13 protein-coding genes are annotated in these 15,174 nt (G+C 44.6%); 4 read left to right on the forward strand and 9 right to left on the reverse strand.

Going from position 1 to position 15,174, the window contains the following annotated elements; genetic code table 11:
- Positions 1–340: 340 nt before the first annotated feature.
- From F6J94_RS17245 to F6J94_RS17260, 4 genes are all read left to right on the forward strand, one after another.
- Positions 341–1,123, forward strand: a complete 783-nt coding sequence (locus tag F6J94_RS17245) for a GMC oxidoreductase (RefSeq protein WP_293042609.1) — start codon at positions 341–343, stop codon at positions 1,121–1,123.
- Position 1,124: 1 nt separating this feature from the next.
- The gene (locus tag F6J94_RS17250) at positions 1,125–1,901 is read left to right on the forward strand and encodes an SDR family NAD(P)-dependent oxidoreductase (RefSeq protein ID WP_293042612.1); all 777 of its coding nucleotides are present in this window, start codon (positions 1,125–1,127) and stop codon (positions 1,899–1,901) included.
- A gap of 252 nt (positions 1,902–2,153) precedes the next feature.
- Positions 2,154–3,932, forward strand: coding sequence for a fatty acyl-AMP ligase (locus tag F6J94_RS17255; RefSeq protein WP_293042615.1), 1,779 nt, complete (start codon positions 2,154–2,156; stop codon positions 3,930–3,932).
- Positions 3,933–4,200: 268 nt separating this feature from the next.
- The gene (locus F6J94_RS17260) at positions 4,201–5,628 is read left to right on the forward strand and encodes a glycosyltransferase family 2 protein (protein WP_293042630.1); all 1,428 of its coding nucleotides are present in this window, start codon (positions 4,201–4,203) and stop codon (positions 5,626–5,628) included.
- Positions 5,629–5,748: 120 nt separating this feature from the next.
- On the opposite strand, the gene hpsO is transcribed toward F6J94_RS17260, so the two are convergent.
- The 9 genes from hpsO to F6J94_RS17305 form a co-directional block, all read right to left on the reverse strand.
- Positions 5,749–6,924: a hormogonium polysaccharide biosynthesis glycosyltransferase HpsO gene (gene hpsO / locus F6J94_RS17265; RefSeq protein ID WP_293042633.1), complete on the reverse strand. Its 1,176-nt coding sequence runs from the start codon at positions 6,922–6,924 to the stop codon at positions 5,749–5,751.
- Between the two features lie 17 nt (positions 6,925–6,941).
- Complete coding sequence (gene hpsN / locus F6J94_RS17270) at positions 6,942–7,922, reverse strand: hormogonium polysaccharide biosynthesis glycosyltransferase HpsN (protein WP_293042637.1); 981 nt, start codon at positions 7,920–7,922, stop codon at positions 6,942–6,944.
- A 167-nt stretch (positions 7,923–8,089) separates the two neighbouring features.
- Complete coding sequence (hpsL, locus tag F6J94_RS17275) at positions 8,090–9,853, reverse strand: hormogonium polysaccharide biosynthesis protein HpsL (RefSeq protein WP_293042640.1); 1,764 nt, start codon at positions 9,851–9,853, stop codon at positions 8,090–8,092.
- 81 nt (positions 9,854–9,934) lie between these two features.
- Positions 9,935–10,678: a glycosyltransferase family A protein gene (locus tag F6J94_RS17280; protein ID WP_293042643.1), complete on the reverse strand. Its 744-nt coding sequence runs from the start codon at positions 10,676–10,678 to the stop codon at positions 9,935–9,937.
- 442 nt (positions 10,679–11,120) lie between these two features.
- Positions 11,121–12,593 carry a phosphoglucosamine mutase gene (glmM, locus tag F6J94_RS17285; protein ID WP_293025736.1) on the reverse strand — a complete coding sequence of 491 codons (1,473 nt, stop codon included), beginning with the start codon at positions 12,591–12,593 and terminating at the stop codon, positions 11,121–11,123.
- Positions 12,594–12,976: 383 nt separating this feature from the next.
- On the reverse strand, positions 12,977–13,276 hold the full coding sequence (locus tag F6J94_RS17290) for a hypothetical protein (RefSeq protein WP_293042646.1): 300 nt from the start codon (positions 13,274–13,276) through the stop codon (positions 12,977–12,979).
- A gap of 201 nt (positions 13,277–13,477) precedes the next feature.
- The gene (locus F6J94_RS17295) at positions 13,478–13,657 is read right to left on the reverse strand and encodes a hypothetical protein (protein WP_293042649.1); all 180 of its coding nucleotides are present in this window, start codon (positions 13,655–13,657) and stop codon (positions 13,478–13,480) included.
- A complete protein-coding gene (locus F6J94_RS17300) occupies positions 13,647–14,240 on the reverse strand; it encodes a DUF3177 family protein (RefSeq protein WP_293025742.1) in 594 nt (197 codons plus the stop codon). The genes F6J94_RS17295 and F6J94_RS17300 overlap by 11 nt, the downstream gene beginning before the upstream one ends.
- Before the next feature lie 232 nt (positions 14,241–14,472).
- On the reverse strand, positions 14,473–14,697 hold the full coding sequence (locus F6J94_RS17305) for a Calvin cycle protein CP12 (protein ID WP_293025744.1): 225 nt from the start codon (positions 14,695–14,697) through the stop codon (positions 14,473–14,475).
- Between the last annotated feature and the right edge of the window lie 477 nt (positions 14,698–15,174).

The following is a 15,174-nucleotide window of genomic DNA, read 5'->3' on the forward strand; positions in this document are numbered from 1 at the left end:
GAATAGGGAATAGGGAATAGGGAATAGGGAATAGGGAATAGGGAATAGGGAATAGGGAATAGGGAATAGGGAATAGGGAATAGGGAATAGGGAAGAGCGATGCATCGCTTTTATCGTACTTCCTGAATCAAGACTGCAGAGGTAAAAAGAATTTTTTACCTTTTCTTTGTTACCTTTTCTTTCTTTCCTGCTCCCTACGAGGTACACAGGTTTTTTCCCCTCTTACCTTTGATATCCTAAATCTGCAGGCTATGAGCAGAAGGGTTAAAACTTATTAATTAAGGCTTCTTTATTCTAAGGTTTCGTCTCCTATAAGGACGGGGCTTTAAACCCAAATTTTTTGGTAAAACTTCGCTGGCGCGATAGTGGGACAATCGAGAGGCTGAAAGCTAAAACATATATTATAACAGCTGGAGCCATCGGTAGCCCAGTAATCCTGATCAAATCTGGCTTAACAGGTCGTAGTGGTCAGGTGGGCAGAAATTATATGTACCATTGCGGTGCTTTGGCGGCTGGGTTGTTTAGCAAACCTACCGGTGGCGCAGATACCTTCATCAAGCAGTTAGGCTTCACGGATCTTTATTTTGGCTCAGCAGATTTTCCCCATAAGCTCGGGTATTCCCAAACTGTGCCAATCCCTGGGCATCTGAGCATACAAGAAAATTTACCAGTACCGATTCCAGATGCGATCGCAAAATTCCTACTCAAACGGATACTGGCGATGACAGGTTTTGTCGAAGACTTGCCCCAACCCGAAAACAGGGTAGAAGTTAGCAACACAGGAGCGATCCATCTATTCCACAAATTTCATCCTTACGATATTTACCGCTCCCGTTACTATATGCGCCAGCTCAAGAAAGTGATGGGCCATGCTGGGGTAGTATTCATGTTTGGTGCCACCGGGGATAAAGATGATCGCCAGACAGCCCATCAAGTGGGCACCACACGTTTTGGTAGCGATCCCAAAACATCAGTGCTTGACCCATACTGCCGTTTGCACGATCATGACAATGTATTTGTTGTGGATGGTGGATTTATGCCAACCTCGTTGGGGGTTAGTCCTGCTTTAACCATTGTAGCTAATGCACTGCGAGTGGCAGATTATATTAACGAGACTTGTTAGCATGAAAACTGTTGTAATCACAGGAATTTCCGGCACCCTCGGCAGTGCGTTAGGTCAAGAGTACATCAATCGTGGTTGGCAAGTAGTTGGTGTAACCCGTCAAGAAACCCTCGAAGGTAACTATTTAAATACATTGTGTGTGTCTCAACAACAAACCCTTGAGGATGCCCAAAAGTTGCTTGAGTATGACCCCGATGTGATTATCCTGAATGCAGGACAAATCGAAACTGAGGTAGGGGATGGAGGAGTGCCACTGGTTGAGATAGTAGAATCGATGAACCGTGTTAACTACAGTTGGCCAGCATTGGTAGCCCTGGAAGCAGCCAAGCTAAAGCGCGAGCGACCCCTGGATGTGGTTGCTATTGGTTCGATTGCAGATGGTAGCCCTTCTTGTTTTGGTCCAGTCTATCATTCTGGTAAAATTGCTCTGCACTATTACTGGTCAGGTGTTGGACCAATCGTTTACCACGCTAGCAATCATCAAATTCGCATGAGGCTTTACCGTCCTGGTGTGATCAGCGGTCCCTTGGCTTGGGCACCAGTGAACCGTCTCAATCAAAAAGGTTATAAAATCCGAGCCAACCGAGTCAATTCTGCTCCTCCTGCTGAAAAAGTGGCTAAGACAATCGCCAGCTGGATTGAGAAAAACAAAGAATGGGTGGGAACTTATGATGAGCATTTTAGCTTTAAAATATTCAAATACGTCTTTGCTTTGTTACCCAATTTATTTAACAAACTACAGTTGTTTGGATGGCCTCGGTGCAGCAAATTAGTCTAACTATGAAATAGGTAATTTCGGTAATAATGTCGGAAGTTTGGGAAGGGTAATGAGTGTTAATAATTGATGTATTATTTACCAAATGTATGTTAAAAATTAATTCCAGTAAAATCAATTATTATTACTCGAAGCTCCTAACCTAAAAATCATAAATTGGAGCATAGTTGGTTATGTCGGAATTAGGCTAAAGTAATGATTTTAAATGTTTTGTGTAAGTTTTTTTGTGTAAGTTGTTGAGTGCAGGGGTAAAAGGTGTCACAAACTATTCTCCAAGCAGCCACATTAGTTGATATCCTGCGCTACAGAGCAGTTAACCAGCCAGATGCGATCGCATATACCTTTTTGGTGGATGGAGAAACCGAACAGGTCACTCTGACTTACCAACAGTTGGAGCAACAAGCCCAAGCGATCGCGTTCCACCTGCAATCAATATATTCCCCAGGAGAAACTGCCCTACTACTGTATCCTCCTGGTCTAGACTATATTTGTGCATTTTTCGGGTGTCTGTACGCTGGGGTTGTAGCTGTCCCCGCTTATCCTCCTAGACCAAACCGCTCCCTTGTCCGTGTTCAGGCAATTGTCAAGGATTCCCTGGCAAGGGTAGCCCTAACTACCCAAGCAATCCTGTCTAATTTAGAGCGACGGTTTACTCAAGCTCCAGAACTGAAGACACTGCACTGGCTAGCCACAGAAAACATCAACGGCAACTTAGCTCAATCATGGCAGCAAGCAGCTATAGATGGTAGCACCCTAGCTTTTCTCCAATACACCTCTGGTTCAACCGCTGCCCCGAAGGGAGTAATGATTAGCCACAGCAATCTAGTCCATAATTCAGCTGCTATCTATCAGTATTTTGAGCACACCGACCAGAGCAGTGTGGTGAGTTGGTTGCCGATGTACCATGACATGGGTCTGATTGGTGGCATACTCCAACCTCTATACGGCGGTTTTCCAGCTACTCTCATGTCCCCCTTGATGTTTTTGCAAAGTCCGATCCGCTGGTTAAAAGCAATTTCCAACTATCGAGCCACCAGCAGTGGAGGACCAAACTTTGGTTACGACTTATGCGATCGCAAAATCAAGCCGGAACAACTAACAAACTTGGATTTGAGTAGTTGGGACATTGCCTTTAACGGAGCTGAGCCCATTAACTCGGCCATTTTAGAGCGGTTTGCCACAAAGTTTGAGTCCTGTGGCTTCCGCCGAGAAGCATTCTACCCTTGCTATGGCATGGCTGAAGCCACCTTAATGGTTTCTGGTGGTATCAAAAGTGCCCCAATTGTCTTAAAAACAGTTGAGGGGGCAGCACTGGAGCAAAATCAGGTTGTCCCAGCTAGTCTTGATCTTGAAGGTACCCTTACTCTGGTAGGCTGTGGTCAAAGCCTGCCAGACCAGCAGATTGTAATTGTCCATCCTGAAACCTTGACCCCATGTGAACCAGGACAAGTGGGAGAAATTTGGGTATCAGGACCAAGCATTGCCCAAGGTTACTGGAATCAACCGGCAACAACAAAACACAACTTTGGCGTAACCCTAGCACCGATGGGGAAAAAGCCATTTCTACGCACCGGTGACTTGGGATTCATGCTCGATGGTGAATTATTTATTACTGGTCGTCTGAAGGATCTGATCATTATCAATGGTCGTAACCACTATCCCCAAGATATTGAATGGACCGTAGAAAACACCCACTCCTTGCTCAGACCCACGTGTTCGGCAGGATTTTCCGTGAATATTGCTGGTGAAGAACAGTTAGTAGTGATTGCTGAGGTAGAACGTAGCTATTGGAAATCTACTCGGCTAGCTACTTCTGATCCTGGCAATGGCGCGAAAGACCATGCCCTTGATACCAAGGAGTTAATCCGGTTAATCCGACGAGCAGTCTTACAACATCACGATTTGCAGGTTCATACTGCTCTGTTGCTCAAACCAGGTACTATTCCCAAGACCTCTAGTGGTAAGATTCAGCGTCATGCCTGTCGCCAGAGTTTTCTAGCGGGAACTCTGGCTGTTATAAATGATGGGGATTAGGCTATTGGCTTTAGGCACCCTTAACCATTAAGATAACACCTTGCCCTAAGCCTCAAAACTTCCTGAACAGACTCGCTTCAGGTGGAATGAGAATTATAGCAGTCGAAGTAAAGGTTAACAGATGTTTATGTTGCCTGTTCCCTTGACACCGGAGATGATATATTATGTCCTAAAGTATACTTTCCTTGAGAGAATTTAACAATTTTGTAACAATTTCGGATAGAATAAGGCATCAGTGGCCTTCGTTGGTAGTTGCAGTAAATAGCTTATGTCGGAGAATTCGTGGTCAGAAAAAGCGCCAAGCCAAGAGCTGAACCAACTTGGCTCTATGCTGTCTAACTTGTCAGAGGAAGAGTTTGAAACTAGCTTATTTTTTCATGGACTAGAAGGACGCCGACGCAAAGCAGCTTTAGTGTTAACCATAGTGTGGTGCATAACCATAGCACTGCATTTGGTGTCTTGGGGGATCTGGGTGAGCTTGGGCTTAACAACGATATTAGGAATTCATTGCCTACGGTTCTTGCTGGCTCGACCGTTAAAAACCCCTCAACCCTTTTTAGATGAGGAGAAAGACGATTTTCCCTTTGTGTCTCTGGTAGTAGCAGCAAAAAATGAAGAAAGTGTCATCAGTAATTTAGTTAAGTCTCTATGTCAATTAGACTACCCGAAAAATCAGTATGAACTGTGGGTAATTGACGATCACAGTACTGACCAAACACCAGAAATCTTAGATAAGTTAGCAGCAACATACGACCAGTTGAAGGTACTGCACCGGAGTGCTAATGCCGGGGGAGGGAAATCAGGAGCACTCAATCAGGTACTTGGTTTAACGAAAGGCGAGATTGTAGCAGTATTTGATGCAGATGCTAAAGTTCCCAAAGATATGCTAAGGCGGGTGTTGCCCTTATTTAATAACCCGCGAGTGGGAGCAGTGCAGGTCAGAAAAGCGATCGCAAATGCACCACTGAATTTCTGGACACGAGGGCAAATGGCAGAAATGGCTCTCGACAGCTATTTCCAACAGCAACGTATTGCAGTTGGTGGGATTGCTGAATTGCGGGGCAATGGTCAGTTTGTCCGACGTTGCGCACTACAGCGTTGCGGTGCCTGGAATGAAGAAACCATCACCGACGACTTAGATTTAACCATTCGCCTACACCTGGATCAGTGGGATATTGGCTTTCTCAATTACCCGCCAGTAGAAGAAGAAGGAGTCACCAGTGCGATCGCACTCTGGCATCAACGGAACCGTTGGGCAGAAGGAGGGTACCAGCGCTATCTAGATTACTGGCGTTTAATTGTAAGTAACCGCCTAGGTTTGCGGAAAACTCTAGATTTATTTACCTACTTGATCATCCAGTACTTTTTGCCCACTGCTGCTGTACCAGACTGTTTGATGGCTATTGCCCGTAACCGTCTACCTATTTTTAGCCCCATTACTGGGCTAACTGTCACCGTATCAGTGATTGGGATGTTTGTTGGGCTGCGCCGCACCAATCAAAATCGACGATTAGGTGTTTCTAACCTGTTGGTTCCTCTATTGCAGACCTTGAGGGGAAATCTTTATCTATTGCACTGGATGGTGGTGATGGCCGCTACAACCGCTCGGATGTCTGTGCGTCCTAAACGGTTGAAATGGGTGAAAACAGTCCATAGAGGTGGTAGCGAAGAATGGAGAATGAAGAATGAAGAATGAAGAATGGAGAATGGAGAATGGAGAATGGAGAATGGAGAATGGAGAATAGATAATAGAGAATGGATAATTATTAATACTAAAATGGTGAATTCCCAATTCTTAATTCTTAATTCTTAATTCTTAATTCTTAATTCTTAATTCCTCATAAAAATTCAACAGCTGTTTAGCTAACGCCTTATTCGTATACTGCTCCATTGCCCGTGCATAACCCAAATCTCCTAATTTCTCAGCCAAATCTGGTTGCTTGATTAGCTGCTGTAAACAATGTCGTAACTCCGACTCATCCTTTTCAGGAAACACCAACCCAGCATCCCCAATCACATAGGGAATTTCTCCAGAATCCGAACCAATTACTGGTACTTTAGATGCCATCGCCTCAATCAGCACATGACCAAACTGTTCCTTCCAACCTACACTAGTTAAGGTTTTAAACTTATAATTAGTCTCTGATGGTAGCACCAGAGTATTCATCACATTAATATAACGAGGTACCTCGTCATGGGGAACACTCTCAAGCCAAATCAGTTGGTCTTTAATTCCCCACTCTGCCGCCTTTTCCATCAATATCGGCTTGAGGGGACCACGCCCTAGCAGCAGCCACTTCCACTGCATCCCAGATAACCCAGCTAGGGCTTTACCTAAAGTCAGTAATCCCTTCTCCTCTACAAACCGTCCCACAAATCCCACCACAAAGTCATTGGGTTGAATTCCCAACTGCTGTTTTAACTCTGGCTGAGGTTGGGGACGAAACAGGCTTTCATCTACCCCCAATTGGGGCATTACTTTAGCTGGTCCGTTATAACCATGTTGTCGCAGGATTTCTACCCCATCCTGATTCCCACAAATCAATCCATCGGTATGGCGCAGATTATACCCTTCCAACACAGACACCGGAAATTTTACCTGGTAGGGCAGATTCCACCAAGTAAAAAATAGGTTTTTCGCCTTCAGTCCCAATAGCTTATTCAGGGTAATAAATTGAGCATAACCTAATGCCTTAGCTCCCTGTTCCACTTGAATAATATTGGGGCGAAACTGTTTCAATAAAGGGATAATATCTAGCCCAAATGTCAGCAGCCCCTGATTATTTTCACTAAAGTTAGACACTGGTACCACCCGAAATGAACCTTCCTCACGGGGTTGGGTTTCAATGATGCGATTTTGGACACCACCAGGACGCCAGCGCCGGGGAACCACCACAGTTACCTCAATGTTAGGTTCTAAGTGAGCGAGTGTTCGTAACTTCTCGCAGTTAAGGTCAACAATATAGGAGTGGCTAGCAACTAAGATTTTCATGGGTAATTTTTTGACAGTTAACGGTCTAGCCGAGTATAAATTTGACCATCATCCCAGATAGATTTGATGCGTGTACCAAGTGCTTTTAAAAAACCCAACATGTAGAAACCAGCACGGCTAATAATTTTGATCGGGGAACCACTTTTATTACAAGGAGGATTTCCTAAGACGTGGCAATCAAATAGACGACCAAACAGCCGTAGCTGTTCACTAAGGGTAAGATTTTTCATCCCCATCAAGAAATGGTTGTGATAAAAGGTCAACTGATACTCAAGCGATCGCGTACTAATATCATGACACCCCCCAGTTTCTTCCCCTAAATGGACTAAATAAGCATCTGGGTCATACCAAATTTGATAACCAGTACGGCGAAATCGCAAACAAAAATCCGACTCCTCACGAACCGCACTCCCCCGGAACTGTTCATCAAAGTGCAGCCCATACTTCGTAAAAATCTCCCGGCGGAAAGACATATTGCAGCCTCGGGCTGAGATAACCCGTTGGGGCTTAACGGTATGGACTAAGTCTATGTAATACCATGCAATCCCAGGGTCCATCGCCTCCTTAGGCAAGTCCTCAATAGTGTAAGAGGGAGTGGGGGAATCTGCTGCTGCTCCTTTCTCCGCTAGCTTCATCCGGTCAAATACTCGTCCTGCCACTGCCCCAATCTCTGGGGATTGTTCATAGTTACGAGCATGAGCAGTTAAATACCCCGGTGGCATCTTGATATCATCATCGATAAACACAATAATGTCCCCGGATGCCCGCCTTACCCCATAATTTCTTGCCCCAGGTAAACTCGCCCAATCAACCCGGAACCAGCGAATCTTACCAGCATTAGCCAGCTGCTCTAAATAAGATTGAATCTCTGGTTTGTGGGTTCGAGTTTGATCGACAACCAGTACTTCAAAAGCAGGGTAGTCTTGCTTCAGGACATCTTCCAAGGTATCCCGCAAAGGGTCTTCCCGTCCGTAAGTAGGGATAATTACAGAAATCATTGTCGTTGTTTTTAGTACTTTGTCCTTAAGCATTTAACTGCTGATAATGCCGACAATCGATAACAGTTTAAGTGACATGCTATCCTTAGACATCCGTGGTTTTATGGAAAGTTCGAGAATTCTTAAGCTAAAAGGTAAAACCAATACCAGCATAGTACAGGGAACAGTTATCCGTGCAGACCTGTTGAAAAAACCGTTTGTCGTTTGCCTTTGCCCTTTTGCCGTTTTCCTTTTCCCTTTTTCGATGCCTTCATACCTCGTTTCTTTTTAGGTTGAGGCTCGTTTGCCTGTGCTGCCTCTAGTTTCTCTAGTTCCTCTTGTTCTTGGCGATTGATTTCGGGCAACTTGAGCACAACACCAGTAATCAACCAATAATAGACTGCCACTGGATCTACATCCAAGGGATAGTAATAGGTTTGGTAGCTAATAAACAAAATAAGTACCCAATAGCTGGCACCGATACTCCGCAAATCCTTGTTTTTCACTGAGCGGTAAGCCTTGAAGGTAAGTACAGTAATCGCAGTTACAAATACTAGAAAAGTCAGCAGCCCCAGCGGACCAACTTCATGCATCACTTTGGGAAACCAAGTTTCTACCAAACTGGTTTTACCGAAAACACGAGCAGAGTTAGTCGCTCGTCCTAATCCCAGACCAATTAATGAGCCTCTGAGTCTATGCCAGGTAAAAGCAAATTGATTAAGGATAAAATCATCCGCTGGTGCAGCTTGCCAACGACCGATCAAACTATCTATCCGTTCCTGAACTACTTCAGGAAAAGCAGTTGCAGCAATTCCCAATAAAAGTCCTAATCCCCCCAAAATAGGTAAAAATCGTTTAAGGTTAGTGACTTGACCCGTTAAAACCAGCAAGATTAAAGTTACGGTTGGCACCAAAGCCAGAGCAATCCGCTGACCAGAGACTACTGCCAGAACAAAAACCGATGCCATGGCACCTAAACCAACACTTCGCCAACGAGCTGAGGGGTCGCTGAAAGCAGTAGCAAAGCTAAAAAAGGCATTAGAAATCAGGAACCAGCCCCACTGCCAAGGGGCAACAAAGGTTCCCGGTAAGCGGATTTGTCCCACTTGAGGACTATACAATAAAGACCCACCCACAAAACATCTAGCATCTAGGGAAGCTTTGAATAAGGCAGCCCCGTGTCTGAATTGGGTTCCAGCGCATCTACCAGTTTTGAGCATCATGTACTGAATAAAGGCAAGGCTACAGCAAATAATAGCCAGAACTGTGAACATCCTTGAGAGGAATAGTAATTCTTTCTTGCTACGTATCAGGTAGTAGGCACAAAAGATTAAGGGAATGTATCCCAAAAAAACTTTCAAACCCAAAATTCCCATCAGTATCGGCTGTCCATCTTCGCAGGTTATACCTCTACGCATCCCTGGTAGATCTGAACAAGGGGGAAGTAGTTGCTGGGAGCCATTAGCAAACAAAAGTGTCAGCAAACTTGATGCGCACACAATGCCTAAGGGTAGCATTAGGGATTTGGCTACGATGATCGGTTTTCTTTCCTGCTTACACTGCTGTAATAGACCAATCAAAGCAGGGATATAGATACCATCTTTAGCCAGCTGAAGCAGTGGACTATTGCCAATGGAGTAAATGATTGTGCCACTAAAAGGCATATAGATCATGAATGCCCAAAGTGCTTTGCGAGGATATTTATAGGACAGAACCAGACAAGGCAGACCAGCTACTGCAGCTGCACCAGCTTTAGGATCAACCACCAGAGCCAGCAACACCCCGATAATCGCTCCAAAAGCTGCTGTCATAGTAATAATTTGGATGACTTCTTTACGCGCCCGTTGCGCTCGGCGTTTTTGAGCTAACTGTTGCTTCAGATTTAAGGTTGTGGTCTCAGATGGCGTTTTCCCTTTCTTTGATGACTTAGATTTTGACCGACCTTTGACCATGGCAGAACCATCCCATTGTCTATCGATGTTATTATTTCTTAATTTGGCATGATCAAGTTGAAATTGGTGCTTCTAAGACGATTAAGCCAGCTTGTACAAGCCAAATTCATCACAAATTGATTTGCTCAACGCCTTTCGATTGAAGATGTTAAAGGATAATCTGTCTTCATTTGCTGATATATTCTCACCAGTACCAAGGATATAAACACTACCAGAAAAGGGTAATGGTTTTAGAGGGGTTCCCTTGTTGGCTAGAATACTTTTAACTTTCCCATGATCAATATAAAACTTGTAGTAGCCATAACCCCGATTGTATTCAGGTTTCTCAGGTAACTCTAGTAAATCCCATCTAATAATATTCGCTGTACCCGACATTCTATAGAATTGTTTTCGTTTTAAATACAAACAATCTTCTCCATCTCGATACTTATAACCTCTATTAATAAACCAGCCATTGTCCTGAGGATTTTTCCTAACAAATTCCGCTAACTGTTTGCTAACACAATCATCGGCATCGACATTCATAACATGAGTTGGGTCAAATCGACGAGCATAGGTTGATCCTGTTAAAAGCTTACGTCCTTTATCTGTATTTCCTCTAAGCCTCTGGGTTTGCTCTTTGGGAGTAGGATAATCAACCTCAAGATAAATGATATGGGGATGACTGAATGTAATCTGTGGCTTTTCATTACAAACAACAATTACTCTAAATTCCGATGATGTTTGATTACATACTGATTTTATACACCGTTCAAATAATTTAGATACATGTTCCCAAGACTTGGAAACATTTCGACTCTTGAGTGGAATTACGAAAACTAGCATGATTAACCTATCTTGATAGAAAAACAAGGTAAAAAACTCCCATTAATTTGACTAATTGAGCCAAAGTAACGGGAGTTTTAATGTTAGGGTGAGGTTGCCATGGCGTTATTGGAACCTTGCAAAGAATCAAGCATTTCGTCAGCTATAAGCTAACCAAAATACTGCCAATAGTTTCCTATGCACCCCTATTAAGTATTAAGTTCAGGGTTTTTAACCTTTTTTCCTGACCCTTTCCACCGATCTGGTTTTTGACCGTAGATGGGCAAGGAGTTCTCCTCAAGAGAGACTCAGATCAGGGTTGATGATTTACCGTCAACCATAAACCGTCAACCGTCAACCGTCAACCGTCAACACAACCCGATCACTGAACCGATCTAAGTTAACAAAGATACAAGTTAACTATGCAACGGCTCAGAATAGTTGCTGGAAACATTTTGATCAATCAGTTAGCTAAATATCGCTCAACGACATTAACTAACTCTGATGTCCAGTGGTGAGCAAGTTTAGAATTGGCCGCTTCGACCATCACCCGGATCACGGGTTCAGTACCAGAAGCACGAACCAGAATTCGACCTTGGTCTCCCATGGCTGCTTCCCCTTTTGCGATCGCATTCGTGATCGCCTCACACTCTTGCCATCCACGTCGGCGTTCTCGGTCTTCTACCCTGACATTACGCAGCAGTTGGGGATAAGTCTGGAAACTTTGGTCTACTAACTGCCCTAAGGTCATCCCAGATTCATGCACCAAAGAAGCTATATGTAAAGCAGTTAACATGCCATCCCCAGTCAGACCATAATGGTGACAGATGATATGTCCCGATTGCTCACCCCCTAGCATAGCTCCAGTTTGGAGCATTTTAGCTTGGACATGCTGATCTCCGACCGCTGTCCGTAGGAATTTACCCCCCAACTGCTTCCAGGCTCGTTCAAATCCTAAATTTGCCATTACCGTTGCGACCATTAGGTCTTCTGGTAGCTTTTGGGCAGCACGTAAGGTTTGACCCCAAAAATAGAGGATATAATCTCCATTGATCTCCCGACCGTGGGCATCTACTGCCATCAATCGGTCTGCATCACCATCAAACGCAAACCCAAGATCTGCTTGGTATTCTTTTACCGCAGCTTTGAGGGGTTCGAGGTGAGTCGAGCCACAATTGACATTAATGCGATCGCCATCTGCCTGGTCATGCAAACAGATCACTTGTGCCCCCAACTGCTCAAACACTTGTCCTGAGAGTCGCACTGCTGCCCCCCAAGCCAAATCCAGCACAATCTTCATCCCTTGTAAATTCGTCACTCCTTTCAGAGGACAATGAAGTGCTGCGGCATAATCGGTGACCAACCCTGGGCGATAGTGATACTTCCCTTGGGTTTTACTCACTACACCCTGATCAGTAAAACCCCTCAATCCAGCTTCTATATGCTTTTGCAGCTCCTGAGATAGCTTAGTGCCTTTCCCGCTAAAAAACTTAATCCCATTGTCTTCTGGAGGATTATGACTAGCGGAAATCATCACACCCCCGATGGCACTTGTAGCACTGCACAGGTAGGCAACACCGGGAGTGGGACATAATCCCAGGTGCCAAACCTCTAGACCTGCTGTAGTCAGCCCCTTAGCTAAGGCTGTTGCCAACATATCACTAGAGTTGCGCGAATCCTGCCCCAAAATCACCGGTCCTGGTACAGCTGAGTATTCCTGTAACACCAGACCAGCCCAGAAACCCACTTGTAAAGCCAAATCTTCACTGAGCAATGTTCCTGCTCGTCCCCGAATGCCATCGGTGCCGAATAATGGGGTTGTCGGTAGAGTTAGGGGTTGCCAAGGTAACCTGACATTGGGGCAGTTCATTGGCTGATTCTTGGATGAGAACTCAGCACTATTCCATCCCTGGATACGGACAGGGGATGTAACCATAATTTCAATTTCCTCACATTACACACTCACTGTGGAGAATAACACTTTATTTTGCTTTGGTAGATATTCATCAATACATCCAACCCATAGTTGTGATCCCATACATGCTTGTGATCAGATTATGATCCAAGTACATTCAGATTATGATCCAAGTACATATAGCCCTGTGAGCGCTTTGGCCAGAGTTTATCAAAGATTTACTCAACCATTGACTAACTAGATCAAACTAGATTTACCCCTGTTAGGCTTCTGGCAAGACTTTATCAAAATTAACTAACTAAATCCAAATACACTTAGCTCCCAAGGGCCTTCGGGCAAAACTTTACCAAAATTTACGTTCCTCCCTCGGAACTTAGCAGCCACCACCTGGCAAAGATACTGAATTAAACACCAGCATTCTCAAACAACTTTTCCATAGTTTCCAAACTCAGTCCTTGCTGAAGATAACGAGGAGACTGTGGATTATAGGGAGCAGCCACTCGATCTATGCTAATGATCTTTGCCTGTGGTGGTAAGACCGCTACATCTGGGTCAAAGGATGTCGGGCGCATTAAAGAACTGGAAAAACCTTTAAAAATAGCAATTTGATCCTGTTCACCAGCGATCTGTGCGGTAACGATCAATACTTCTTTTGGGCGTTTGATGGTGTATTGTTCTAGACGCCTACCAATGGAATCCATCATCTGTGAGTTGTCAGTTGTTAGTTTTTAGTTGTGGCGTTGCCTATTAGCAGGATATGATAAACGGTTTAGCTTTATCGTACTGGTGGTGACCATAAAATCTGATTAGCGCGATTTACCTGTAGGTTAAGTAGAATTCCGAATCCGTTAATCAATCTTTATTTTGGTAAGTATTCAGCTATCAGGCTATGCGCTACCGGCACGCTACGGGAATGGCTGACGGCTGACGGCTGACCCCTGAGTGCTGTTCGCGCAGCGTGCGCGAGCGCCCATAGGCTTACCTCCTTTGAACCAAGACTCCCCCGGCATAAGCGCCGTGGGGAGTCTCAAAGAAGATGCTACTGCCCTACAAAATCCAAAGCCATAACCCATTTCATGGTTCAATAGCTGATCGTCCTTGTTTGCCGAGTCGAAACAGAACGAAATAGCTTAAGTAAAGGACATAAAAGAATAATCCCACCATTCCCATAAAACCCAAAAATCCAGGGGTATAACCAGCATGGAAATACTGTTTGAATAACAAAGGCGGCTGCCTCAACACCTGACAAAATCCAGATGTGATTGCTCCTGGGACAAAGGCACAACGTAGAAATGGAATACTGGCAATTGTCCCCAGAGTACAGTAAATAGTCATTGCCCAACGCCAAGATGTCAGTGCTAGCTTCAAGGGAGTAGCTGGTCTATCATCAATCTCCTCATTCAAGTCAATCCAAAACCACAGGGAGATCGGGATTAGAATACGGGAGCTCAAAGCAGACACATAAGCAATCGGCCAACCGACAATCAACAAGTAAACTGTAATCGCTAGGAGACTGGAAACACGCCAATAGATAATCAACAGCCGTACCATCGCATCTGCTTTCTGGAAAAATGCCCAAATTAGCAGCATCAAGGGGATAAATACTGTGAACAGAACTGCCAAACGGTAGTCCATCCAAACCAGTAATTGAATAATTTCATCTTGCATTGCTTGTTGCCGAAATGACCTTGATCTATGTTATTTCACCAATGCCCATACTGGAAATCTAGAAACAAAGCCAAGGAAAGCATCAGGCCAGTAACGCCACCAAAAAGGGTAGCAGGAGGAAACCATAATAGCGGTGACACCCGTGGCGAATTAAATTCGCCAACGAAAAGCGCACCGGGGGATTCCCTCCTGCTACCCTTATGCAGAGTATTTGGCAGAACAATCCTAGAGTCTAGTCGTCATATACCCGGCACTCAGCTGCGTCAGGATTATCATCACAGTACTGCTCAAGGGAGTTTTTGGGCTCGGTATTTTGCCGCTGATGGGAAGCCTCTGCTTGTAGTTCTTCTACGTTATCCCAAGCTACTGCACATTCTGCTGAAGACGCCCCTTCAGTATCACAAACGGCTCTAGCTTGTTCACGCTCTTGGTCTATTTTCTCTTGTAATTCGCTCATCTGTCTTTCGCTTTTATAACTTGATTATGTCTATTTTTATTTTGCTGATAGGATGGGTAGTAGTCACCAACCGCGCTTAGCAAAATTGTTAACGATAGGAGGCTTAATAACTAGTAATTTCGTTGACAAGCCGACTTAGTTGCTTAGGTTTTGTGCAACTCCTATCAGGGGTAAGGTTTGCCGGACTTCGTCCCGCTTCCGGGAACGGCAGCGATGCAGCGCCGACCTGCGGGGGTTTCCCCCATGAGCGACTGCATCAAGACAATGTTGTAAAGGGTGGTTGGGCTAGCAGCACATGTTTCCCTCACCTTAACTACTAGGGACATTAACTACTAGGGACAGGGCTACGAACTGGCGGTGATTCGTAGGTGTCGTGACCATTACAACCAGCGGACTAATGTCCATTACCTGCATCTTAGCTAGGAAATTCTGGATTAACCAGAAATTACCAGGGAATTAACTAAGAGCGCTACAATT

It is taken from the genome of Moorena sp. SIO1F2 (assembly GCF_010672755.1).
Classification (GTDB): Bacteria; Cyanobacteriota; Cyanobacteriia; order Cyanobacteriales; family Coleofasciculaceae; genus Moorena.